Consider the following 26,120-nt stretch of genomic DNA (forward strand, 5'->3'; position numbering starts at 1 on the left):
TATAATATCACTTGTAAACTATACTATTTATTACGCTTAAAATTGTAAGTGTAATAAATGTTATATTAAATTGTTTTTAAGGAAGGGGTAATAATAAATGACTATTTATGATGACGCTTTAAAATTTCATGAAGAAAAAAGAGGTAAGTTAGAGATCTTATCTAGAGTTGAAGTAAAAGATGCAAACGACTTAAGTTTAGCATACACACCAGGAGTTGCTCAGCCTTGCCTAGAGATACAAAAGGATCCTGACAAAGCTTATATATACACTAGAAAGTGGAATACTGTAGCTGTAATTTCTGATGGTACTGCAGTTTTAGGCCTTGGAGATATAGGTCCCATGGCATCATTACCTGTAATGGAAGGTAAGTCAGTTCTTTTCAAAACCTTTGGTGATGTAGATGCTATACCAATAGTACTAGATACTAAAGATGCAGATGAAATAGTAGAAACCATAGTTAGGATTGCTCCTACTTTTGGGGGAATAAATCTTGAAGATATATCTGCTCCAAGATGTTTCGAAATTGAAGAAAAGCTTAAAAAAAGATTAGATATTCCAGTTTTTCATGATGATCAACATGGAACTGCTATAGTTACTCTAGCTGCACTTTTAAATTCATTAAAAGTAGTAAATAAAAGATTAGAAGACTTAAAAGTTATTGTAAATGGTGCTGGTTCTGCTGGCGTTGCTATTACTAAGCTTTTACTATCCTCTGGTGTTAAAAATATTATACTTTGTGATAGAACAGGTGCCATTTTTGACGGAAGACAAAATCTTAACTCTTCAAAATCTGAAATGTCCCTTATCACTAACCCAAATAAAGAACAAGGTTCTCTAAAAGATGTTTTAAAAAATTCAGATGTATTCGTAGGTGTTTCTGCTCCTAATGCCTTAAATGAAGAGCTTGTAAAATCTATGAATAAAGATGCTATAATATTTGCTATGGCAAATCCTATTCCTGAAATATTCCCGGATGATGCTAAAAAGGCAGGGGCAAGAATTGTTGGAACAGGAAGATCTGATTTTCCAAATCAAATAAATAATATATTAGCCTTCCCTGGAATATTTAGAGGTGCTTTAGATGTAAGGGCTTCAAGTATAAATGAAGAAATGAAGCTTGCAGCAGCTTACGCTATTGCAAGTTCTGTTAAGGAAAGTGAATTAAATGAAGATAATGTAATGCCTAAATCTTTTGATAAAGATGTTCAAGTTAAAGTAGCTGAGGCTGTTAAAGCTGCTGCTATAAAAACTGGAGTGGCTAGAATTTAAGCATTTCTAGACTATTTAATAGAAAAAACTTAATCTAATAGTTATTTATAAGGGCAAGATCTATATCTCATAGATCTTGCCCTTATTTTAAATAATTATGAACTTTCTGTAACTATTGTGACAATATTTCGTATATTCAGATATGTAAATATTTTTATATTTATAAACTTAGGGGGGTATGTAAATGAAAATAATAACTTATAACCAAAAGTCTTTTAAACAACCTATTATAATATCCTTTATTTTACTACCAATTATACTTACCTTTACTGGATGTGCTTTATTTCCTAAAGAAGAGGCTCTAATGGCTCCTCCTCTTATAAAAAGTGCAAGTGTAAACTCAGTTACACAGAAAGTACAATTGAGTTCAATTTCTAAGGACTTAATTCAAACAGGGATTTTGATACCAGAAGATATCTTTTTATGCAGTTTTAATCAAAGGTCAGGATATCTCAAAAGCTTAAATTTCAAATCTGGCGATACCGTATCAAAAGGCGACTTATTAGCACAGCTAGATACGGATGAATTTGAGAACAAATTAAAACAACAAGAAATAAGATATAAAAAGATTAAAATGAAACATGATTCCATAATTAATAATCCTGAAACCTCTAATTCAGAAAAGGAAAGTTCTAAATTAGATTTAGAACTTGAAAGCTTAGAATTAGAAACTATAAAATCCGAGATAGGGAAAATGAGTTTAGTTTCACCTATTGATGGTGTTATAACTTATAAAGGTAATTTTGCCATTGGAGACATGGTGAGAGCTGGATTACCAGTGTATTCAGTAAGTAATACTAATGAAATGCTTGTATCCTATTCCGGGAATGAAGTAAGTGACCTAAAGGTTGGAATGAAAACATTAGGTAAAATAAATAATGAAGAAGTACCTGGCTCTATAGTTAGTATTGATGATGGTTCCCCCTTATTTTCATTCCTTGAGGGTGCAGAAAAAAACGAGAAAAAACAAAATGCTACTATAAAGCTAGATAAAATTCCAAAAGACGCAAAGCTTGGAGATCAAGTTCAATTAAGTATAAATCTTAGCAGAAAAGATGATGTTCTTGTAATTCCTAAAAATGCTGTTAGATTTTTTAATAGCACTCCTTATGTTAAGGTTATGGAAAACGATGATCGCATTGAAAAATTTGTTGAGCTAGGTATAGATAATGGACAAATGGTTGAAATAATTCAGGGATTAAAGGAAGGTGAAGAAGTAGTTATTAATTAAGTTTGGGGGTGATTGTAATGTTTATGTTTCTATATAGAAAATTCATAAAAAATAAATGGTTAATGCTAAGTCTTATTCTAGGTTTTACCTTGGCAGTTTCTATAATTACTTCTGTTCCTATGTATTCTTCCGGAATATTAAAAAAAATTTTTATAAAAGATGCAAGCACTTTTCATAAAACGCAGCAAGTATATCCTGGTACCCTTTCATTTAAAGAAGATAAAATTGCTATTGGCCCACATAGTTCTATGTTAAATTCTTATAATGACTTAGATAAAAGAGTAAACGATGCTGCAAAAAACTTCAACCTTCCTATACTGTCTAGTAAACGCAGTTTAAAAACTAATAATTTAGTTGTAGGAAATATAGATTTAGATAATAAACCGTCTAATGAAAAAGGACCCGGCTTCAAATTAGAATCAGTAAAAAACCTAGAGAAAAATATAACAATTTTAGAAGGACGAATTTATTCAAAGGATCTCATTGAAGACAACATATATGAAGTAATAGCCTCCTCTAAAACTAAACATATATTAAATTTAAAATTAGATGAAATTTATACCATGAGAGATCCTAAGGTAGATAAAGATAGCTTTCTTAAAGTAAAGATTGTTGGAATATATGAAGCAGATAATAAAGACAATCCTTATTGGTTTGATAAAAATTATGACTATGAAGGAAGCCTCTTAATAGATGAAAACATTTATTTAAACGACTACTTAAAATCAAATAGCACTCATTTAAAAGAAGCTAACTGGTTTTTTGCTCTTGACTATAATAATATAAACCTTTCAAATATAAAAAGCTCTATTAATAGTTACGACACTATTGTGAATAAATTGAATTTTAGCGATGATTTAACATCTTATTTTCCAATGAAAGAAATACTTTCAAAATATATAGAAAAACAAAATAGATTAAAGGGTACTTTATGGACCTTAGAGGCTCCAGTAATTCTTATGATGCTTTTATACGTATCTATGCTTTCTAGTTTAATACTAGAAAAAGATTCTAATGAAATAGTCCTATTAAAAAGCAGAGGTAGTAGTAATACACAAGTTTTTTTATTATATCTTATGCAGTTTTCTGTAATAGCCTTTATAGGTGCTATATTAGGTCCCATACTTGCACTTCTAGGTTGTAATTTATTAGGATCTTCAAATGGATTTCTAAAATTCGTAAATAGGATTCCATTAGATATAAAAATTACATTACGAGACTATTCATACTCTTTCCTTACAGCTTTAATCTTCTTAGTCGCAACCCTTATACCAGTAATGAAACTATCTCAAAGCAGCATTGTAGAAACAAAGCGAAAAAAACACAGATCTACAAAACCACTATGGCAAAGATTCTACTTAGACATTATCCTTCTTTCTATATCATTATATTCTTTTTATAGCTATAAAAATTTAGAAAAATTTATAACAAATACCGCAATTAACTCTACTGAACTTCCCATTTCCCCACTTTTATATTTATCTATGACACTACTTGTAATATCTCTTGGTTTAATATACCTTCGCATATATCCTTATATACTGACTCTTATATTAAAAATAGGTAAAAATAAATGGTCTACTACAACCTATACTTCACTTATAACTGTAAGCAGAAATAAATCAAAAGACGGATTCCTTATAATCTTTTTAATATTAACACTTTCAATAGGAATCTTTAATATGAAATCTGCATCTACCATAAATACTATGGCAGAAAATAAGGTTAAATACCTTAATGGAGCTGATGTGGTTATAACCCCTTGGTGGATTCAGTCAGACATTTTTAATGAGGATGGAAAAATTATAGCCCCTGAAGCTTCTAAGGACGTTATTAATCCTAATATCCCATACAAAGAACCTGCTTTCAAACCTTATACGGAAATTGAGGGAATAGATAGCATTACTAAGGTTCTTAAAAATGATACCGGAATGGTATCATTTAAAGAAGATATATCTAAAGTAAGATCTCAAGTTATAGCTGTAATCCCCGATGAATTTGGGAAAACTGCCTGGTTTGATCATAAACTTCTACCTTATCATTGGTATTATTACTTAAATCTAATTGCAGATCAGCCTAAAGGAATATTAATATCCGAAAATATCAAAAAAGACTTGAATCTTGAACTTGGAAGTGAGGTAGATGTAAGATTTGGTGAAACATTGCATATGCAATGTTATGTATTAGGTATTGTAGATTATTGGCCTTCTTTTGATATAAATAAAGAAAATACTCCAGGGCTTATCGTAATGAATTATAACTATGTAAGAAATTTAAATGTAACTCTTCCTTATGATATTTGGATAAAGAAAAAGGCTAATATTTCAGATAATGAATTGTTTCAAGATATTATAAAGAAAGATCTTGGGTATCATCAAATAAGTACCATACAACAAGGTATATATGACCTTAAAAACGACCCTATACTTCAGGGTACCAACGGCACTTTAAATTTATGTTTTCTATCGTCAATAATTGTAACTTGTATGGGCTTTTTAATATATTGGACAATGTCTATAAAAAATAGGACCTTACAGTTTGGAATTCTAAGAGCTATGGGCTTATCAATGAAAGAAATAATAATCATACTTGCAAAAGAACAGTTGCTAATTTCAGGAGTATCTATTTTTATAGGAATCTTAATTGGAAGTTTAATAAGTAATTTTTATATTCCAATGTTGAACTTATCCTCTAATCCTAGTGAAAAATTATTACCTTTTAGGACTATATCTTATGTTTTGGATTATATTAAACTAGGTTTATTTATGAGTGTAATTGTATTTATAGTAATGATTATTCTTTCAAAAATAATTAAAAAAATAAAAATTGACCAAGCTCTTAAATTAGGGGAGGATTAATTATGGCTGATATACTAAAAACCATTGACTTAAATAGACAATATAATACTGGAACAGAAACCATACAGGCCTTAAAAGATATTAATATATCTGTTTTAGAAAAGACTCTCACTATTTTAAAAGGTCGTTCTGGCTCTGGAAAAACTACATTAATAAACTTATTAGGAGCCATAGACACTCCAACCTCGGGTAAAATATTTTTTGAAGGAAAAGATATCACTAATTTAAAGGATAGTGAAAAGACAAATATCAGAAGAAATGATATAGGATTTGTATTTCAAAGTGGTGCTCTTATACCTAATATGAATGTATTTGAAAACGTAGATTTTGCTTTAAGGGTATCCAACCCTGAGTTAAAGAATAGAAGGCCTAGAATTGAGTACTGCCTTAACCTTGTTGGCCTTAATAAAAGGCAAAATCATATGCCTCAAGAACTTTCAGGTGGTGAGATTCAAAGGGTAGCCATTGCAAGGTCTATAGCCCCTAGACCAAAAGTAATATTTGCAGATGAACCTACCTCTGCTTTAGATACATTAACAGCTTTACATATAGTAAATGTCTTTAAAGAGCTTGCTATTAATGAGGGTCTCACTATTGTAATGACAACCCACGATCCTAATATGTTAGAAGTAGCTGACTTTATATATACTTTAAAGGATGGTGAAATCATAGATGAATAGCAATCTAAATGAGGATGCATTAGATACAAAGTACATAGTTCAATGTCAAAACCTAATAAAAATATATAAGTCCTCTGATGATATAGAGGTAGTTGCTCTTCAAGGTTTAGATTTAAATATTAAACAGGGAGAGTTAATGGCCATAATAGGTAATAGTGGTAGTGGTAAGTCTACCCTTTTAAATATGATAGGATGCCTTGATAATCCTACTGCTGGAAAGCTTATAGTAGATGGTAAAGACCTTTTTAAATTATCTAAGGAGGAAATAATAACCTATAAAAAGCAAACTGTTGGCTTTGTGTGGCAAAACAATGCAAGAAACTTAATTCCTTACCTTACAGCTTTAGAAAATGTGGAATTAGCTTTATCTATAACTAGGCAAAAAAATAAGAAAGAGAAAGCGTTAAAGTATTTAGATCTAGTTTCCATATCACATAGAAAAAATAATTCTCTATCTGAGTTATCTGGAGGAGAGCAGCAAAGGATAGCAATAGCTATAGCCTTAGCTAATAACCCAAAAATTCTCTTAGCAGATGAACCTACAGGCTCTGTTGATTCAAAAACTGCGAATTTAATTTTAGATTTATTCAGAGATATAAATAGAGAAATTGGAGTTACTATTATAATAGTAACTCATGATGGACAAATTTCTGCAAAGGTAGACAGAGTAGTCGCTATAAGGGATGGTAAAACTAGTAGTGAATTTATAAGAAAAGTAAGTTATTCTGAAGAATTAAAATCTATAGAAAAGGGCTTATATGATAAATCACAGTTTGGGAATACCCATATGGAGCTTGCCATATTAGATAAAGCTGGTAGACTTCAAATACCTTCTGAATATTTAAAAGCTCTAAATCTAAAGGATAAGACAAAAATAAAGGTAGAGCTTGAAGATGAAAAGATAATTCTTTACTCACCAGATAAAAGATAACAATTAAGCATTGCTTAAATAGGTATTTACAAATGTTTAACCTAAATAATAGTTAGCATCTTATTTAAATTTTCTCTATTATATTAAAGTATTTAATTTTCAAAAAGTCATTGACAACCTTTTCATTACCAATTAGAATTAACATATTACCATTAAAATTAATTAAATTCATAAATAGAGGCGCAAATAAATGGGTAGTTTTTAAATATTAAGGAGAAGAACCTCCAATGTTAAAAATGAAGGGTTTATTTGCCGAAAGATATTATTTGTTCTTACCTAATATCTTGGGGATTAAGTTCAGAAAGCTTTATCCTTGCCATGATTAAAGACATGGAGAGCTATTTATGCGATGAAAATCAAAACTTTCATTGCATGGATAGCTTTTTTTATACCCTGTAAATATAAAACCCTTTCAATAATGCCAATTTATTCATTTTAACTTGCCACCATTGTTAAACTTTATACAATTTATTCATTGTTTTAATGACGCTTAACAATTATTGTTATAATTTAAAATACATTTAATGAAAATTAATAAGGAGGGACTATTTTGAAATCAACAATTAGAATAAGAATAAGTCAATCAGATGCTCACTACGGCGGTAATTTAGTTGATGGAGCCAAAATGTTACAATTATTTGGGGATGTTGCAACCGAGCTTCTTATCGCAAACGATGGAGATGAAGGTCTTTTTAGATCTTACGATTCTGTAGACTTTTTAGCACCAGTTTATTCTGGAGATTATATTGAAGCCACTGGTGAAATAATTAACTGTGGAAATTCTTCAAGAAAAATGACATTTGAAGCAAGAAAAGTTATAATACCAAGACCTGATATAAGCGCTTCTGCTGCTGATATATTAGAAGAGCCAATAGTTGTATGTAAAGCCACTGGAACTTGCATTGTTCCAAAGAAAAATCAAAGAAAGTTATAAGGAAAGGTGGTATATATAATTGGATAAACTTATAATTACTGCCGCTATATGTGGAGCTGAAGTTACAAAGGAGCATAATTCTAGCTTACCTTATACGGTAGAGGAAATAGGAATAGAGGCTGAAAAAGCATATAAGGCTGGAGCTAGTATAATTCATCTTCACGTAAGAGAAGATGATGGAACTCCAACTCAAAATAAAGAAAGATTTAGAGCCTGCATTAAAGAAATCCAAAAAAGATGTCCTGATGTTATAATTCAGCCTTCCACTGGTGGAGCTGTCGGAATGGGTAATGAAGAGCGATTACAACCTGTAGATCTTAATCCTGAAATGGCTACACTAGATTGTGGAACTTGCAATTTTGGTGGTGATGATATATTTGTTAATACTGAAAATACAATCAAAGAGTTTGGTGAAAAGATGATAAATCTTGGAGTTAAACCTGAAGTTGAAGTTTTCGATAAAGGTATGATAGATATGGCTATAAGGCTTCAGAAAAAAGGGTTCATAAAATCTCCTATGCACTTTAACTTTGTTCTAGGAGTAAATGGAGGTATATCAGCTTCACCTAGGGACTTAGTATTTATGGCTGGTAGTATTCCTTCTGAAAGCACATTTACCGTGTCTGGCATAGGTAGAAATGAATTTCCTATGGCAGCCATGGCTATTATAATGGGTGGTCATGTAAGAGTTGGATATGAAGACAACGTTTACTTATCAAAAGGCATACTTGCAAAATCTAATGGAGAATTAGTTTCAAAAGTTGTAAGACTTGCAAGTGAGCTAGGACGAGAAATTGCAAATCCAAATGAAACCAGAAAAATATTAGGCCTTAAGGAGCGTCGTTAATATTATGAATAAAGTAGTTGAACTAGGTGATGTAAAACATTTATTCAAAGATGATATGACAATAATGATAGGTGGATTCCTAGGTTGTGGATCTGCTCACAGTATTATAGACTATCTTGTAGACTTAAATATAAAAGATTTAACAATTATAACTAATGACACTTGTTATCCAGGAATTGGCGTTGGTAAGTTACTTTTAAATGGACAAATCAAAAAATTAATTGCTTCTTATATAGGTGGAAATAATGATACCGGAAGACTTATGAATGAAGGTAAACTTGAAGCAGAACTTATTCCTCAAGGTACTCTAGCTGAAAAAATACGAGCTGGTGGATCAGGACTTGGTGCTGTAATAACCGCAACAGGTGTTGGGACAATTGTAGAAGAAGGTAAGGAAAAGCTAACTATAGATGGTAAAGAATATCTAATAGAACTTCCTTTAAGAGCTGATATGTCAATATTAAGAGGGACCATAGTAGATGAATCTGGAAACATATTTTATAGAGGCACTACAAAAAACTTTAATCCAGTTATGGCCATGGCTTCAGATATTGTTATTGTAGAATCAGAAAAAATAGTTAAACTAGGCGACTTAGATGCTGAAAATGTTCACACCCCTAGTATACTTGTAGACTATATTATAAAGGAGTTGGCATAAATGATCCAAGATGCCTTAATAGCTAAAGAAATCATTGCTAAAAGAGTAGCTAAAGAAATGAAAGATGGTCAGCTTGTAAATCTTGGTGTAGGACTACCTACAATGGTAGCTAATTATATTTCAGAAGATGTTCATGTTCTATTACAATCAGAAAATGGAATGATTGGAATGGGCGAATCCCCTGAAAGTGGGTTCGAAGATAAGGATATCGTAAACGCTGGAGGCCAATGTGTAACCATACTTCCAAAGGGTTGTTTTTTCGATAGTTCATTTTCATTTGCATTGATAAGAGGTGGACATGTCGATGTTACAGTTCTTGGAGCATTAGAGGTGGATGAAAGAGGAAATCTAGCTAATTGGATAATACCAGGTAAAAAGGTCCCTGGAATGGGTGGAGCTATGGACCTTGTTACTGGGGCTAAAAAGGTTATAGTAGCTATGCAACATACAGGAAAAGGTAATCCTAAAATACTTAAAGAATGTAGATTACCTCTAACTGCAAAATCTGTAGTTACCATGATAGTTACAGAACTTTGTGTTCTAGAAGTAACTGAAGACGGTTTAATACTTACAGAAATACAAAAGGATACAACCTTAGATGAAATAAGATCTTTCACAGAAGCTGATTTTACTGTGGCTAAATACTTAAAGGTAATGGATGAAAATTAAATATATTATTTTGGAGGTATCATATAATGAATAAAGGTTGCAAATATGGAACACATAGGGTTATAGAACCTAAAGGAGTTCTAACTCAAGCTGCAAAAAAAATTGACAATGATATGAAAATATACTCAAACGAAATTCTAATAGATGTTCAGTCTTTAAATATAGATTCTGCAAGTTTCACTCAAATCGAGAAAGAAGCTAATAATGACATAGAAAAGATAAAAGCTAAAATAATAGAAATTGTTGAGCAAAGAGGCAAAATGCAAAATCCCGTTACAGGTTCTGGTGGAATGTTTATTGGTACTGTATCTGAAATTGGAGAAAACTTAAAAGACATAGATATAAAAGTTGGAGATAAAATTGCTTCACTTGTATCTCTATCTTTGACTCCTTTAAAAATCGAAGAAATAATAGCAATTCATAAAGACATAGATAGGATAGATATAAAAGGTCAAGCTATACTGTTTGAAAGTGGTCTTTATGCTAAGCTTCCCGAAGATTTACCTGAAAACTTAGCATTAGCAGCTTTAGATGTTGCGGGAGCACCAGCTCAAATTGCAAAACTTGTAAAACCAGGTCAAAGCATTTTAATAGTTGGGGCTGCTGGTAAATCAGGTATGCTATGCTGCTATGAAGCAATGAAAAGAGTTGGGCCAACAGGTAGGGTAATAGCTATGGATAGAGAAGGTTCAGAGGTTGGAAATTTATTAAAATGGGGACTTTGCCATAACGTAATTGCTACTGATGCAACAAAACCTATAGAAGTTTTAAATAAAACCTTAGAAGCTAATAATGGTAAAGAAGTAGATGTTTCCGTTAATTGTGTAAATGTTGCAAATACTGAAATGTCCTGTATATTACCTGTTAAAGATGAAGGTATTGTTTATTTCTTCTCCATGGCTACAAGCTTTACAAAAGCAGCATTAGGAGCTGAAGGTGCAGGTAAAGATATTACTATGATAGTTGGAAACGGCTATACAAAAGGTCATGCCGAAATAACTCTATCTGAACTTAGAGAAAGTAAAATCTTAAGGGAGATATTTACTAAATTATATGTTTAAAATTTAATAATATGTTGCCACCTCTAAAGAGTAACGGTTGAACATAAAACATTATTTGTATTAAATAAAAGTTTTAAATAAAAATCTTAAAATAACACTAGGAGGGTTTTAAAAGTGAAGGTAAATAGACGCTTTGAATTATTTAAGGATATCCCTGATGAATTATGGAATGACTGGAAGTGGCAACTTAAAAACAGAATAGAGACCTTGGAAGAACTAAAGAAATACATACCACTTACACCTGAAGAAGAAGAAGGAGTTAAAAAATGCCTAGGTTCATTAAGAATGGCCATAACCCCTTATTACCTGTGCCTTATAGATCCTAATGATCCTAATGGCCCAATAAGAAAACAAGCTATACCAACTGGCGCTGAAGTGCATAAATCTGATGCAGATTTATTAGATCCACTAAGTGAAGATGAAGACTCCCCAGTACCTGGACTTACTCATAGATATCCTGACCGTGTACTTCTTCTTATTACTGATCAATGTTCTATGTATTGTAGACACTGTACTAGACGAAGATTTGCAGGACAAAATGATAAGTCATTACCAATGGATCAAATAGACAAGGCTATAGACTATATTAGAGACACTCCAAATGTACGTGATGTTCTATTATCTGGTGGAGATGCACTTTTAATATCAGATGAAAAACTTGAATATATAATAAAAAGATTAAGAGAAATTCCTCATGTGGAAATTATAAGAATAGGATCAAGAATCCCTGTAGTTTTACCTCAAAGGATTACAGATGACCTTGTTAATATGCTAAAAAAATATCATCCTATTTGGTTAAATACTCACTTTAATCATTCAAATGAAATTACAAAAGAGTCTACAGCTGCTTGCGCTAAAATGGCAAATGCCGGAATACCTTTAGGTAATCAATCTGTTCTACTTAGAGGTGTAAATGACTGTGTACATGTTATGAAACAATTAGTTCAAGACCTAGTTAAAATAAGAGTTAGGCCATACTATATATATCAATGTGATTTATCTATGGGACTTGAGCATTTTAGAACACCTGTATCAAAAGGAATTGAAATTATAGAAGGTTTAAGAGGTCATACCTCAGGATATTGCGTACCAACCTTCGTTGTAGATGCACCAGAAGGTGGTGGAAAGACACCTGTAATGCCTAATTACGTAATATCTCAATCTCCAAACAAGGTTATATTAAGAAACTTTGAAGGTGTTATAACTACTTATACTGAACCTGAAAGTTACGTTGATACCTGTAACTGTGATGTATGTAAAAATGAAAAGGCTAGTGAAAAGCTAATAGGAATAGCAGGTCTAGTTCAAGGAAATGGTATCTCCTTAGAACCTGAAGGACTTCAACGAAAGAAAAGAAATCATAGATAAACTGTATAATAAATAATGTTCTTTGCTTTAGTTTTAAACTAAGGCAAAGAGCACCCTTTATCATGAGTTTAGGAAGTGTTTAAATGGATAATAACCGCAATACTATAATGAGCCTTATAGAAGACTTTAAAACCATATCTATAATAGGAATGGATAAAAATGTAGGTAAAACTACAGTACTTAACTATATTATTCAAAATTCCATGGGACTTATAATGCCACTTGGCATTACTTCTATAGGCCGTGATGGAGAAGGTACAGATGTTGTAACCCTTACAAAAAAACCTAAGATATATGTAAGAAGAGGAAGTTACATAGCTACTGTAAGACAATGTCTCGATAATAGTGATATTACCAAAGAAATAATAAATACCACAGGAATTCAAACTCCTATGGGTGAGGTAATAATAGTTAAATCATTAAGCGACGGATATGTAGATCTTGGAGGGCCTTCTGTAAATTCACAGATGTCCATGATTTCTAATGATCTTTTAAACCTAGGTTGTGAAAAAGTATTAGTTGATGGTGCACTAGGTAGACGAACCTTTGCATCCCCAAGCATAACAGAAGCTACCATCTTATCTACAGGTGCCTCTTTATCAAAAAATATGTATAGTGTTATAGAAAAAACAGCACATACAATAAGACTATTGTCTATACCAGAAGAAGAGGATTCATATATAGTAGCCTTATGTAATAACACCTTAGAATCACAGAGAATAAGTATAATTTATAAGAATAAAAGCATAAAAAATCTTAATGCTTTAACTTCTTTAGATTCCGGTAAAGATATAGTTTATAATCTTACTGAAAATGTATCCTATGTTTTTATTAAAGGCATATTATCGGATAAACTTTTACTTGATATAATTAGATCTACAGATCTTTATAAAAGAGTAATCTTTTTAGTTGAAGATGGTACAAAGCTATTTTTATCAGAAGAAATTTATAAAAAGTTTATAGTTACTGGTGGTCAAATAAGATGCCTATCTCCAATAAATGTTTTATTTGTAACCTGTAACCCTAAATCTCCTTATGGCTATGAATTTAACAAGGACATCTTTTTAAATAAGCTAAGAGAATCTGTAGATTTACCAGTATTCGATGTAGAATATAATGCATAAATAAACTTAAAGAAGGTGAATGTAATGATTTTTTTAGATAAGAAACAACGAGAACAGGTAGGGTACACCTTCGTAATTGATAAACTTGATGCTATTACACCCTTTGGTGAGGATCTCAAAAAGAATATAGCTCCTTTTAAACAAGAAGATAAAGAATTACTAGTAACAGAACTAAACAACATAGAAAAGATAACTACTAGCTATATGGAAAAAAGGAATACTTATAGATCCATAGAAAGACTCTTATCAAAGGTAAAAGATATCAGAAACTCAGTTGTAAGATGTTCAAATCTTAATACCTTAGATGATGTAGAGCTTTTTGAAATTAAAAGTTTTTGTATGATATCTGAAGAATTGTATAGCATTTATAATGATTCAATTAATATAACTGGAATAAACTTTTTTGATTTAAGCGCTATTTTAAATTTACTAGACCCTGACAATAAAAGGTTACCCACATTTCAAATATATGATAGTTATTCTAAAAAATTAAAAGATATCCGACTCAATAAAAGAAAATTAGAAGATGAAATATTATACTCTGATGATGAAGAAAAGATTATTATACTTAAAGAAAAAAGACTAAAATATGTTATTGAAGAGGATGCTGAAGAACTAATCATAAGAATGAGTTTAACAAAAAAAATAAACTCATACGTTGATACTATAAAAAATAACATTTATTCTATGGGTAAGTTAGATTTCTTAATTGCAAAAGGGAAATTAGCTTTAAATTATAATGCTACAAAACCTGAGATATCAGATAATATGGAAGTTACCTTCACCAATTCCTTTAACCCAGAAGTTAAACATATATTAGAATCTAAAAATACTCCTTTTACACCAATAAACATATCACTTAATTCTGGAGTTGCTGTAATTACAGGTGCTAATATGGGCGGGAAAAGTGTGACACTTAAAACTATAGTCCTTAATTTACTTTTAGGACAACTAGGTTTCTTTGTTTTTGCGGATTATGCAAAATTCCCTATACTAGACTTTATATACTTTATATCTGACGATCTTCAATCAGTATCACAGGGGCTAAGTACCTTTGGTGCTGAAATAATAGAGCTTAAAAATGTAATAGAACATACTAAAGTTAAAAAAGGATTTATAGCTTTAGATGAATTTGCAAGAGGCACTAATCCTAAAGAAGGATCATTTTTAGTTAGATCATTATGCGAATATTTAAATACAACAACCTCTATTAGCGTAGTCTCTACCCACTATGATAATATAGTTACTGATGACATGATTCACTACCAAGTGATGGGTCTTAAAAATGTATGTTTTGAGGATTTAAAAAGAAAAATTGTTCTTAATAAAACTAATTCTATTGATATAATTCAAGAACATATGGATTATAGCCTAGAAAAGGTATCTAACACTAATAAGGTACCTAAAGATGCATTAAATATATCTATACTTTTAGGCCTTCAACCAGAAATCGTAGAAATAGCTCAAAAATATTATTATAAAAATTTAAATAATGAGGAGGAAGATTATGAATAGTAAATTAAACTTAAACTTTGAAACAGTAGCTAAGGCTAGATCACACGCTAAAAACATAGCTTTAGATACACAAGAATTTATAGACTTACATACAACTGTAGCTGTAGAAAGAACAGTCTGTAGACTTCTTGGTATAGATGGCATCGATAGCGTTGGTGTTCCTTTACCAAATGTAGTTGTAGATAACATAGTAAAAAACGATGCTCTTTCTTTAGGTGCTGCTTATTTTATCGGTAATGCTATGTTAAATACAGGTCTTTCACCTCAAGAAATAGCTGAAAAAGTCGCTAAAGGTCAGCTAGATCTAACTACCTTAGAATCTAAAGACTTATTTGAAATAAAAGCTACTATAATGCCTATAGCAAAAATATATGTAGAAAAGATTAAGGCAAATAGAAATAAAAGAGAAGAAGTTCTTTCAAGGCTTGGAGATAAAAAAGGTCCTTTTTTATATGTAATAGTTGCTACTGGAAATATTAAAGAAGATATAACTCAAGCAGTTGCAGCTGTAAAACAAGGTGCTGATATAATCGCTGTAATAAGAACTACTGGGCAAAGCCTTTTAGATTATGTGCCTTACGGAGAAACTACTGAAGGATTCGGAGGTACCTTTGCAACACAAGAAAACTTTAGACAAATGAGAGAAGCACTTGATATAATCGGAGATGAAGTTGGTAGATACATAAGACTTTGTAATTATTGTTCTGGATTATGTATGCCTGAAATTGCTGCTATGGGTGCCTTAGAGAGACTAGACGTAATGTTAAATGATGCTCTTTATGGAATATTATTTAGAGACATAAATATGAAAAGAACCCTTGTAGACCAATACTTTTCACGTGTTATAAATGGCTTTGCAGGTGTAATAATAAATACAGGTGAAGATAATTATCTTACTACTTCAGATGCCTTTGAAGAGGCCCATACTGTACTTGCTTCTCAATTTATTAATGAGCAGTTTGCATTAGTTGCTGGACTTCCTGAAGAACAGATGGGCTTAGGTCATGCTTTTGAAATGAATCCAGATCTTAAAAATGCCTTTTTATACGAATTAGCTCAAGCTCAAATGGCTAGAGAAATATTTCCAAGAGCACCACTTAAATATATGCCTCCTACAAAGTTTATGACAGGAGATATATTTAAAGGTACTGTTCAAAATGCACTTTTTAATATGGTAAGTGTATTAACTAATCAAAAGATCCACCTTTTAGGGATGCTTACTGAGGCCATACATACACCACTTATGTCTGATAGAGCACTTTCCATAGACAATGCTCGCTATATCTTTAATAGTATGGAAGACCTAGGTGACGAACTTGAATTTAAAAATGGCGGTAAGATGGAAGAAAGAGCTAATGAAGTATTAAGCAAGTCTTCTGAGCTACTATCTGAAATTGAAGGTGAAGGTCTATTCAAAACTCTAGAAAAAGGTATGTTTGCAGGGATAAAAAGGCCAATAAATGGTGGAAAAGGTCTTGCTGGTGTATCAGAAAAATCAAAGGAATACTTTAACCCATTCATAGATTTAATGTTAGGGGGGGATAGATAATGAGCAGTGGATTATACTCTACCGAAAAAAGAAGTACAGATACAGTTTTAGATTTAAATAAAGTAAAACCCTATGGAGATACTATGAATGATGGTAAGGTTCAACTAAGCTTTACCTTACCTTTACCTGATAATGATAAAAGTGCTGAGGCCGCTAAAATACTTGCGAAAAAGATGGGCCTTGAAGAGCCTAACGTTGCGCATCATGCTGCCTTAGATAAGAACTTTACATTTTACGTTGTATATGGAACCCTAACTCATACTGTAGATTATGAATCTATCCATGTACAAACTGTAGAAGTTGATACCTTATCCATGGAAGAAGTTAATGATTATATAAAAGAAAATATTCAAAGAAAAATAGTTATAATAGGTGCTAGCACTGGTACAGATGCTCATACCGTTGGAATAGATGCCATAATGAATATGAAAGGCTATGCTGGCCATTACGGTTTAGAAAGATATGAGATGATAGAAGCTTATAATTTAGGTAGCCAAGTTCCTAATGAGGAATTTGTAAAAAAGGCTATTGAGCTTAAAGCCGACATTCTTTTAGTGTCACAAACAGTAACACAAAAAAATGTTCATATTCAAAACCTTACAGAACTTGTAGAACTTCTAGAAGCTGAAGGATTAAGAGACAAGGTCCTACTTATATGTGGTGGACCTAGGATAAGCCATGAATTAGCTAAAGAATTAGGCTATGATGCTGGCTTTGGACCTGGTAAGTATGCTGATGATGTAGCAACATTTTCAGTAACAGAAATGGTTAAAAGAGATCTTATATAATTAATAAATAGGCATATTTATATTAAAAATAAATATGCCTATTTATTTTTAAATTACCTCTATAAAAAGTTGAAATTAACTTTTATCTTTTCCCTTTAGTATTTCTTATACCTGCTTCTAATGCACAATTCCCTCTGTTTTTATAGCCCGTCTTAGACTCCCTACTTTCTTTGCTCTTTTGTTCCATGCTCTGATTTATATTTTTATTTTGAAAATCTTTATTCATAGTTTTCTCCTTTCATGAAGTTAATCTATATAAAATTATCTTATCCAACTCTTTAACAAAAAATCCACTAATTAAAGTTATTACTAAGACCTTTAAGTGGCAATTAAATTTATGCTAAAAAATAGGCTATTTCTTTTAGAAATAGCCTATTTTTTAAACAGTAATAATATTAAAACATTACATTGAAAAGAACTGCTGCAATAAGTCCTCCAATTATAGGTCCTACAATTGGTATCCAAGCATAACCCCAGTCTGAATCGCCTTTACCTTTTATAGGCAATACAGCATGCGCTATACGTGGTCCAAGGTCTCTTGCTGGGTTAATAGCATAACCTGTTGGTCCTCCTAATGATAATCCTGCAGCAAGAATTATAAGTCCAACAACCATAGGAGCTAAACCATCTACCATTTTAGTATTTGCCATTCCAAGCAAAGCAAATACTAAAAAGAATGTTCCTATAATTTCAGTTATTAAATTACCTTTAGTGTTACGAACAGCTGGGCCTGTAGAAAATACTGCAAGCTTTCCAGCCTTATCATCAGTAATTTCCCAATGTGGAAGATAAGCAAGCCATACTAAAACTGCTCCAAGGAATGCTCCAATTAATTGAGCTATTATATACATAGGAACCTCTGACCAAGCAAATTTCCCTATAGACGCAAATGCAATAGTTACTGCTGGGTTAAAGTGTGCCCCGCTTATAGGTCCAAATATATATACCGGAATTGCAACCGCTATTGCCCAACCTGTTGCAATTACAATCCATCCTGAACTTTCACCCTTTGATTTTTTAAGTACAGTATTCGCAACAACTCCATCACCTAGTAAAATCAAAATCATAGTCCCCAATAATTCAGCCATAAATGTTGACATTTAAATATCCCCCTTTAAGATTATTTATTTTGTCTTATGGAAAAGTCATCTTTAATTAAATATTTTTAATTAAGTAATTTCAATTAAACTTTGTTATTTAACCCAATTCATTGATCTTTTAACAGCTTCATGCCATCCATCTAGTAAGCCCACTCTTTTCTCTTCTTCCATACAAGGAGTAAACGACTTTGATATAGCCCAGTTTCTAGCTATCTCTTCTTTATCCTTCCAGTAACTAACAGCAAGTCCTGCTAAATAAGCTGCTCCAAGAGCTGTAGTTTCTATTACCTCAGGTCTATCTACTTGTACATTTAAAATATCTGATTGGAATTGCATTAAGAAATCATTTGCACATGCTCCTCCATCTACCTTTAAAGCTTTAAGTTCTATTCCTGAATCTTCTTGCATTGCTTTTAATACATCATGAGTTTGATATGCTAAAGATTCTAATGTAGCTCTTACAAAATGCTCCTTTTTAGTAGCTCTTGTAAGTCCAACAACAGTTCCTCTTGCATAAGGATCCCAGTAAGGAGCTCCAAGTCCAACAAAAGCAGGTACTAAATATACACCATCAGTATCTTCTACCTCATTTGCATATTCCTCTGAATCTGCTGAAGTCTTTAACATTCTCATCTCGTCTCTTAACCACTGTATCGCTGCACCAGCAACAAATATGCTTCCTTCTAATGCGTATTCAACCTTATCATCTACTCCCCAGGCAATAGTTGTTAATAGACCATTCTTAGACTCAACAGCCTTCTCCCCTGTATTCATAAGTAAGAAACACCCTGTTCCATAAGTATTTTTAGCAGTCCCTGCTTCATGACACATTTGTCCAAACAATGCTGCTTGTTGGTCCCCAGCTACCCCTCCGATTGGTATTTCATGACCAAATAAAACCTTATCTGTCTTTCCATAAACAAAACTTGATGGTTTTACTTCTGGAAGCATTTGCTTTGGTATATTAAATAAATCTAATAATTCCTCATCCCATTTTAATTCATGTATGTTAAATAATAATGTTCTAGAAGCATTTGAATAATCAGTAACATGTACCTTGCCCTTAGTTAAATTCCATATAAGCCAAGAATCTATAGTACCAAATAATAAATGACCATTTTCCGCTTTCTCTCTAGCACCTTCCACATTATCTAATATCCATTTTACCTTTGTTCCAGAGAAGTATGCATCCAATAATAAGCCTGTCTTCTCTTTAATCATTTTGTCATAACCTTGAGCCTTCAGTTCATCACAATACTCTGCTGTTCTTCTGCATTGCCACACTATAGCGTTATAAACAGGTATTCCTGTTCTTTTGTCCCATACAACAGTTGTTTCTCTTTGATTTGTAATCCCTATAGATGCTATATCTGTTGAATCTGCACCTATCTTAGCTATGGCCTCTATAGCCACTGAAAATTGTGAAGACCAAATTTCCATTGGATCATGTTCTACCCATCCACCTTTAGGGTAAATTTGTTTGAATTCTTTTTGAGCAGAACCTACTATAAGCCCCTTTTCATTAAAAAGTATACATCTTGAGCTGGTTGTTCCTTGATCTAGCGCCATTACATATTTGCCCATGTTACATCCACCCTTCCATTTTGTAAATAATGTAAAAAATAAAAAGCCTAATAAAACAAAGGTTATCTTCATTTTAAACGGCTCATATTCTCTGCCTTAAATATTATATTCTTCTCTATATTCTACTGTAAACCTTTGCAAATTTCAATAGTTTCTTATTCAATTTTAAATATATTTAAATAATTAATAATTAAAAATCACCCTTTAGTCTATTATATTTTACTAAAGGGTGATTTATTACTTTATCTTTATTATTCATTTATAGATTCTTTCAGTGTATGCCAAGAAAGAACTGCACACTTAACCCTTGCTGGCATATTAGAAATATTTTTAAAAGCTATAGCATCTTCTAATTCTTCAAGTTCATTATCATCTTTTATATCCTTTTTTATCATAGCTAAGAACATATCCACTAGCTTTAAGGCTTCTTCCTTTTTCTTGCCCTTAATTAAATCTATCATTATAGATGTAGACGCCTGGGATATAGCACAACCATGTCCTGTAAATGCAGCATCCTTTATTATATCTCCATCAAATTTTAACTCTAAAGATATTTCATCACCACAACTTGGATTATGCCCAAGTTCTATATGGTCTGGATTTTCTATATGTCTTTTGTTTTCTTTGTTTTGATTATGTTCTGATATAAGTTCTGTATATAATTCATTAAGATCCATATCCTAACCACTTCCTTACACTTTTAATAGCTTCTATAAATATATCAACCTCTTCTCTTGTATTATAAAAATAAAAGCTAATCCTACAAGTAGAATTTAAATTCATATATTTCATAAAAGGCTGAGCACAATGATGTCCTGCTCTTATAGCGACTCCATAACTATCAAGTATTGTAGCCACATCATGTGGATGCACATCTTTAACATTAAAAGATATTATTCCACCCCTATTAGTAGTATCTAGTGGACCATATATATCTATATAAGGTATCTTTTTTAACTCCTGTAGAGCATACATTGTTAGATCCTCTTCCACGGATTTAATAAAATTAAATCCAAGGTCTTCTATGTAATCTATAGCTGCACTAAGCCCTGCTGCTCCTTCTACATTTTGAGTTCCTGCTTCAAATTTATAAGGAAGCTCTGCAAAGCTAGTTTCTTCTTCAGATACATATTCTATCATATCTCCTCCAAATAAGAAGGGAGGCATCTTTTCTAAAATTTCTTCTTTACCATATAGAACACCTATACCCATAGGTCCTAGCATCTTATGACCTGAGAACACTAAAAAGTCAGCATTAATTCTTTGAACGTCTACTCCCATATGGGGTACACTTTGAGCTCCATCCACTATAGCTATAGCTCCTACTTCATGGGCCTTTTCTATTATATATTCTATATCATTTATTACCCCTAAGCTATTATTCATATGTGCTATGGACACTATTTTTGTATTCTCATTTAATGCTTCTTCTAACTTTTCTTTTTCTATTCTTCCTTCATCATTCACATAAACATATTTAAGTTTTAATGACTTCCTCTTTGCTATCTGTTGCCAGGGTATTAAATTACTATGATGCTCAGCAATAGATATAAGGATTTCATCTCCCTTTTCTAAAAAGTTCAACCCATAAGAATTAGCCAATAAATTTAAAGCTTCAGTACTATTTTTAGTAAATATAATCTCTGATGTACTTTTAGCATTAATGAATTTTCTTACCTTTTCTCTTGTACCTTCATATATGTCGGTAGCCTTTATACTAAGTGTATGTGCACCCCTATGAGGGTTTGCATTTGAGCCTTCATAATAATCCTTTACTGCATTAGTTACCACACTCGGTCTTTGAGTTGTTGCTCCATTATCTAAATATACAAGCTGATGTCCATTTATCTTTTCTGATAAAATAGGAAAATCTTTTCTTATTTTATTAATCTTTAAAAAATCAATATTATTCATTAATTAACCTTCCTTGAATTTTTTCTTCAATTTGTTTTCTTATATCTTCAACTGGAACCTCATCTATTATATGTTTAAAAGAACCTTGAACTATTAGAAGCTTTGCTTCCTTTTCAGAAAATCCTCTACTCATAAGATAAAAGAGTTTATCTGAATCAACCTTACCGGCACTAGCTGCATGAGCACCTTGAACATCATCTTCATCACATAAAAGCAAAGGTATAGCATAAGATTTTACTGTAGGATCTAGAAGTAATGCAATATCCTCTTCAGAGCCTTTTGACCTAGATGATCCTTTTTTAAAATCTAAAGTTCCTCTAAATGTTTTCTTACCATTGTCTTTTAATACCCCTCTTGTTTCTATATTGCTATTTGTCCATCTACCAATATGATTCATCTTATAACTTAGATCTACTATCCTATCTTTATCTACTAAATATATAGACTTTAAATCTAATTTACTTGTATCTTCCTGAAGATTATTAACATAGTTTGTTACACTAACCTTACCTCCAAGTTCTACAGATACATAATTTATTTCAGCCCCATAACCTATAAATCCAACATTAGAATCAAAATGATGTGACTTATCATTCATTGATTGAACCTTTATAAGATTTACCTTTGATCCCTTTTTTGCATATATTTTAGTTATACCATTGTGAAGTGCCTGAACCTCTCCTTCAGTTTTATACTCCATCACCACAGTTATTTGACTATTTTCTTCTGCAACTATAATATTATTATCTAATACTGCAAAGTTATCTTCATCCATTATATATTCTATTCTAATTGGCTCTTTATAAACTTCATTTTTAGGTGCATAAATAGAAGTCCCTGTGTTTGAATACTCTTTAGCTATCTTTATTACTTCTTCTGACACTCCGTATTCTATAACCTTTTCCTCACTTTGATCAAAGTCTGATACTTCAACCTGATCCTTTATTACAATGTTCCCATGAGAAGAAGTTTTCAAAATCCTTTTATCATACCTTTTTATCTCTGGTATATTCAGTTCACTAAGATTTAATTCATTAACTTTAAGCCATCTCCAAGTTATAACTGGTAACCTATTCATTTCATTAACTTTCATTAACATCTTCTCATCCCCTATCCTATAACCCCTTCTAATTCTAGTTTTATAAGGTTATTCATTTCTACTGCATACTCTAGTGGTAATTCTTTTGCTATAGGTTCAACAAACCCTCTAACTATCATAGCCTTTGCCTCTTCTTCACTAAGACCTCTGCTCATTAGATAAAATATAGCCTCATCACTTATCCTACCAATTTTAGCCTCATGTCCTAGATCTATTTCATCATTCATTATATCTATTACAGGTATAGTATCTGATTTTGATATGTTATCTAGCATCAAGGACTCACAGGATACTGTAGACTTAGAGTGATGAGCATTTTTTGTTACCCTAACTACTCCTCTATATATAGCGATTCCTCCATCCTTTGATATAGACTTAGAATTTATATTAGATAAAGTATAAGGGGCTGCATGCACTACCTTACATCCAGTATCTAAATGTTGATCCTTCCCTGCAAAAGTTATGCCTGTAAATTCACATCTAGCCCTCTCACCTTTTAAAACACTCATAGGGTATAGCATAGATACTTTTGATCCAAAAGATCCAGATATCCATTCTATAGTACCATCTTTTTCTACTATGGCTCTTTTAGTATTTAAGTTATACATATTCCTTGACCAATTTTCAATAGTGCTATATCTAAGTGTAGCCCCTTCTTTTACAAAAAGCTCTACACATCCTGCATGAAGATTGTTAACAGAATACTTTGGAGCAGAACAGCCTTCTATAAAGTGAAGTTTGGCTCCCTTTTCAACTATTATTAATGTATGTTCAAATTGTCCTGCTCCAGGAGCATTAAGTCTAAAGTAAGATTGAAGTGGTATATCTACTTCAACGCCTTCTGGGACATATACAAAGGATCCGCCAGACCAGACAGCTCCATGAAGTGCTGCAAATTTATGATCATTTGGAGGTACGCATTTCATAAAATACTCTTTAACTATATCTTCGTAATCCTTAACTGCACTTTCCATATCTGTATATACTACGCCTTGTTTTACAAGATCCTCTTTTATGCTATGATATACAACCTCTGAGTCGTATTGTGCTCCTACACCAGCTAAAGATTCCTTTTCAGCTTCTGGTATTCCTAATAAATCGAAGGTCTTTTTTATATCATCTGGAATCTCATTCCAATCTGATTTCATATCTGTATCTGGCTTTATATAGGTAATAATATTATCTATATCTAAGTTACTTAAATCTGGACCCCAGGTAGGAACCTTTAATTCATTATAAATTTCTAAAGATCTTAGTCTAAAGTCAGTCATCCACTGTGGTTCATTTTTTTCTTTTGACATGTCTTTTATAATATCTGGTGTTAAACCACTTTTAGATTTATATGTATATCTGACTTCATTTTTAACATCATATATACCTCTATATACATCTTCTACATAAGTCTTTTTTCTATCCATTTATTATCTCACCACCCTACACAACTACATGGTCTTTATAAGACTCATAACCATTAGTTTCTATATCTCTAGCTAAGCTCATGTCTCCAGTTTTTACCACTCTTCCATTAACTAAAATGTGAACAAAATCTGGATTTAAATAATCAAGTATCTTATTATGATGAGTTATAACTATTATTGATCTATCCTCGCTCTTAAGATTATTTACTCCCTCTGCTACTACCTTTATAGCATCAACATCAAGACCAGAATCTGTTTCATCTAGAATTGCAAGTTTAGGCTCTAAAATTGACATTTGAAGTATCTCATTTTTCTTCTTTTCACCACCAGAGAATCCTACATTTAAGTATCTGCTAGCATAATCTTCTCCAATTTCTAAAAGTTCCATCTTTTCTTTAAGTGCTTTTCTAAAGCTCATCATCTTTAATGGTGCTCCCGTTACAGCAGCCTTAGATGTTCTTAGAAAGTTTTGTACGGTAACTCCAGGTATCTCTTCTGGATGTTGGAATGATAAAAACAATCCCTTTTTAGCTCTTTCATTTGTCTTTAGATCATTTATATTTTCCCCGTCTAATATTATATCTCCCTTTGTCACAGTATATTTAGGATGGTTCATCAAAGTATATGCAAGAGTAGATTTTCCTGCACCATTTGGTCCCATAATAACGTGAACTTCTCCTTTATTTATAGTTAGGTTAACACCCTTTAATATCTCTTTATCATCCACTGAAGCGTGAAGATCTTTTATATCCAAAAGTTTTTCTGTCACTATTTTCATCTCCTTATTAACATTCTATATATCATCAAATACCCTAGTAAATCACTATGATATTATATGTTTATATCATACTACTTTGGTCGGGATTAGTCAAAGCAAATTTCCCTTATATATGTTAAATATATTATATTATTTATCTTATATAAAGTAAGATAAACATCTAAATAATCCATAATATATGTTTAACTTATTTATTCAAAGTAATACCCTTTTCAATTAAAATCCCTATTATAATTCCAATGCTATAACAAATTAAGTCGCTCCATAAAAACCCAAAGCCTAAAACTAATCCACCTATTACAGTTGATCTTATGCTATCTATAAAAGCCGAGTGATATAATTGAGTAAATTCTATAAAGAAGCAAAATATTAAGGAGGCGATAGCAACCACATTAGTATCTAAATAATTGAATAAAAACCCAATTGTCAAAAATATCATCAACCCCCAAAGAGTATCCCCTAAATAGCTAGCAATAAATCTTGGAAGTATATATCCAAATTTTCTTGAACCTATACCAAGTAAAACCACAGTTATAATTAAAATTCCATAGTTAATTCTATTACGCTTATTCATTTTCATATTAAAATATCCCCTTCTTTTGTACTATATATTGTTCATATTAACATATATTTTTAAATATCTAATCTTCTTTCTTATAGAAACTATCTTAACTAACGTGTCAAAAGTATCTTTTAGAAAAACAGATGAAAATATAAAAAAACGTAGAATTGGAATATTAATTT

General features: G+C 31.7%; 24 protein-coding genes and 1 riboswitch. Of the genes, 15 read left to right on the top strand and 9 right to left on the bottom strand.

Annotation, left to right across the window (positions count from 1 at the left end):
• The first annotated feature begins 97 nt into the window (after positions 1-97).
• The 15 genes from BV55_RS0104910 to kamE all read left to right on the top strand — a co-directional run bounded on the left by BV55_RS0104910 (position 98) and on the right by kamE (position 17,483).
• A complete protein-coding gene (locus BV55_RS0104910) occupies positions 98-1,270 on the top strand; it encodes an NAD(P)-dependent malic enzyme (protein ID WP_029451697.1) in 1,173 nt (390 codons plus the stop codon).
• Between the two features lie 184 nt (positions 1,271-1,454).
• Positions 1,455-2,501, top strand: coding sequence for an efflux RND transporter periplasmic adaptor subunit (locus tag BV55_RS0104915; protein ID WP_029451698.1), 1,047 nt, complete (start codon positions 1,455-1,457; stop codon positions 2,499-2,501).
• 17 nt (positions 2,502-2,518) lie between these two features.
• Complete coding sequence (locus tag BV55_RS0104920; protein WP_029451699.1) at positions 2,519-5,359, top strand: ABC transporter permease; 2,841 nt, start codon at positions 2,519-2,521, stop codon at positions 5,357-5,359.
• A gap of 2 nt (positions 5,360-5,361) precedes the next feature.
• Complete coding sequence (locus tag BV55_RS0104925) at positions 5,362-6,039, top strand: ABC transporter ATP-binding protein (protein WP_029451700.1); 678 nt, start codon at positions 5,362-5,364, stop codon at positions 6,037-6,039.
• A complete protein-coding gene (locus BV55_RS0104930) occupies positions 6,032-6,970 on the top strand; it encodes an ATP-binding cassette domain-containing protein (RefSeq protein WP_051652399.1) in 939 nt (312 codons plus the stop codon). Before BV55_RS0104925 ends, BV55_RS0104930 begins: the two co-directional genes overlap by 8 nt.
• 167 nt (positions 6,971-7,137) lie before the next feature.
• Positions 7,138-7,319, top strand: a riboswitch (Lysine riboswitch).
• A gap of 201 nt (positions 7,320-7,520) precedes the next feature.
• Positions 7,521-7,904 carry a 3-aminobutyryl-CoA ammonia lyase gene (kal, locus tag BV55_RS0104935; RefSeq protein ID WP_029451702.1) on the top strand — a complete coding sequence of 128 codons (384 nt, stop codon included), beginning with the start codon at positions 7,521-7,523 and terminating at the stop codon, positions 7,902-7,904.
• Between the two features lie 19 nt (positions 7,905-7,923).
• Complete coding sequence (kce, locus tag BV55_RS0104940; protein ID WP_029451704.1) at positions 7,924-8,751, top strand: 3-keto-5-aminohexanoate cleavage enzyme; 828 nt, start codon at positions 7,924-7,926, stop codon at positions 8,749-8,751.
• A 4-nt stretch (positions 8,752-8,755) separates the two neighbouring features.
• On the top strand, positions 8,756-9,409 hold the full coding sequence (locus BV55_RS0104945) for a CoA transferase subunit A (protein WP_029451705.1): 654 nt from the start codon (positions 8,756-8,758) through the stop codon (positions 9,407-9,409).
• A complete protein-coding gene (locus BV55_RS0104950) occupies positions 9,410-10,078 on the top strand; it encodes a 3-oxoacid CoA-transferase subunit B (RefSeq protein WP_029451706.1) in 669 nt (222 codons plus the stop codon).
• A gap of 26 nt (positions 10,079-10,104) precedes the next feature.
• Positions 10,105-11,139 (top strand): L-erythro-3,5-diaminohexanoate dehydrogenase, encoded by a 1,035-nt coding sequence (kdd, locus tag BV55_RS0104955; RefSeq protein ID WP_029451707.1) that lies wholly within the window; start codon positions 10,105-10,107, stop codon positions 11,137-11,139.
• Between the two features lie 114 nt (positions 11,140-11,253).
• On the top strand, positions 11,254-12,507 hold the full coding sequence (kamA, locus tag BV55_RS0104960; protein ID WP_029451708.1) for a lysine 2,3-aminomutase: 1,254 nt from the start codon (positions 11,254-11,256) through the stop codon (positions 12,505-12,507).
• Between the two features lie 83 nt (positions 12,508-12,590).
• A complete protein-coding gene (gene kamB, locus BV55_RS0104965) occupies positions 12,591-13,631 on the top strand; it encodes a lysine 5,6-aminomutase reactivase subunit KamB (protein WP_051652400.1) in 1,041 nt (346 codons plus the stop codon).
• A 24-nt stretch (positions 13,632-13,655) separates the two neighbouring features.
• A complete protein-coding gene (gene kamC, locus BV55_RS0104970) occupies positions 13,656-15,146 on the top strand; it encodes a lysine 5,6-aminomutase reactivase ATPase KamC (protein WP_029451710.1) in 1,491 nt (496 codons plus the stop codon).
• A complete protein-coding gene (kamD, locus tag BV55_RS0104975; protein ID WP_029451711.1) occupies positions 15,139-16,695 on the top strand; it encodes a lysine 5,6-aminomutase subunit alpha in 1,557 nt (518 codons plus the stop codon). Before kamC ends, kamD begins: the two co-directional genes overlap by 8 nt.
• Positions 16,695-17,483, top strand: a complete 789-nt coding sequence (kamE, locus tag BV55_RS0104980; protein ID WP_029451712.1) for a lysine 5,6-aminomutase subunit beta — start codon at positions 16,695-16,697, stop codon at positions 17,481-17,483. The genes kamD and kamE overlap by 1 nt, the downstream gene beginning before the upstream one ends.
• Positions 17,484-17,565: 82 nt before the next feature.
• On the opposite strand, the gene BV55_RS15525 is transcribed toward kamE, so the two are convergent.
• From BV55_RS15525 to BV55_RS0105025, 9 genes are all read right to left on the bottom strand, one after another.
• Positions 17,566-17,709, bottom strand: a complete 144-nt coding sequence (locus tag BV55_RS15525) for a hypothetical protein (protein WP_157469603.1) — start codon at positions 17,707-17,709, stop codon at positions 17,566-17,568.
• Positions 17,710-17,878: 169 nt separating this feature from the next.
• The gene (locus BV55_RS0104990) at positions 17,879-18,583 is read right to left on the bottom strand and encodes an MIP/aquaporin family protein (protein ID WP_029451713.1); all 705 of its coding nucleotides are present in this window, start codon (positions 18,581-18,583) and stop codon (positions 17,879-17,881) included.
• A gap of 93 nt (positions 18,584-18,676) precedes the next feature.
• On the bottom strand, positions 18,677-20,167 hold the full coding sequence (gene glpK, locus BV55_RS0104995) for a glycerol kinase GlpK (protein WP_029451714.1): 1,491 nt from the start codon (positions 20,165-20,167) through the stop codon (positions 18,677-18,679).
• Between the two features lie 251 nt (positions 20,168-20,418).
• A complete protein-coding gene (gene sufU, locus BV55_RS0105000; protein ID WP_029451715.1) occupies positions 20,419-20,844 on the bottom strand; it encodes a Fe-S cluster assembly sulfur transfer protein SufU in 426 nt (141 codons plus the stop codon).
• Complete coding sequence (locus BV55_RS0105005) at positions 20,834-22,081, bottom strand: cysteine desulfurase (protein WP_029451717.1); 1,248 nt, start codon at positions 22,079-22,081, stop codon at positions 20,834-20,836. The genes sufU and BV55_RS0105005 overlap by 11 nt, the downstream gene beginning before the upstream one ends.
• Positions 22,074-23,180 carry a Fe-S cluster assembly protein SufD gene (sufD, locus tag BV55_RS0105010; protein WP_029451718.1) on the bottom strand — a complete coding sequence of 369 codons (1,107 nt, stop codon included), beginning with the start codon at positions 23,178-23,180 and terminating at the stop codon, positions 22,074-22,076. Before sufD ends, BV55_RS0105005 begins: the two co-directional genes overlap by 8 nt.
• Positions 23,181-23,191: 11 nt before the next feature.
• Positions 23,192-24,598: a Fe-S cluster assembly protein SufB gene (gene sufB, locus BV55_RS0105015; protein WP_029451719.1), complete on the bottom strand. Its 1,407-nt coding sequence runs from the start codon at positions 24,596-24,598 to the stop codon at positions 23,192-23,194.
• Between the two features lie 16 nt (positions 24,599-24,614).
• Entirely contained in the window at positions 24,615-25,367 is a 753-nt protein-coding gene (gene sufC / locus BV55_RS0105020; RefSeq protein ID WP_029451720.1) for a Fe-S cluster assembly ATPase SufC, read from the bottom strand.
• A 196-nt stretch (positions 25,368-25,563) separates the two neighbouring features.
• Positions 25,564-25,956, bottom strand: a complete 393-nt coding sequence (locus BV55_RS0105025) for a ribosomal maturation YjgA family protein (RefSeq protein ID WP_423752100.1) — start codon at positions 25,954-25,956, stop codon at positions 25,564-25,566.
• Positions 25,957-26,120 lie beyond the last annotated feature (164 nt).

The sequence above is a fragment of the Clostridium algidicarnis genome (assembly GCF_000703125.1).
GTDB lineage: Bacteria > Bacillota > Clostridia > Clostridiales > Clostridiaceae > Clostridium_L > Clostridium_L algidicarnis.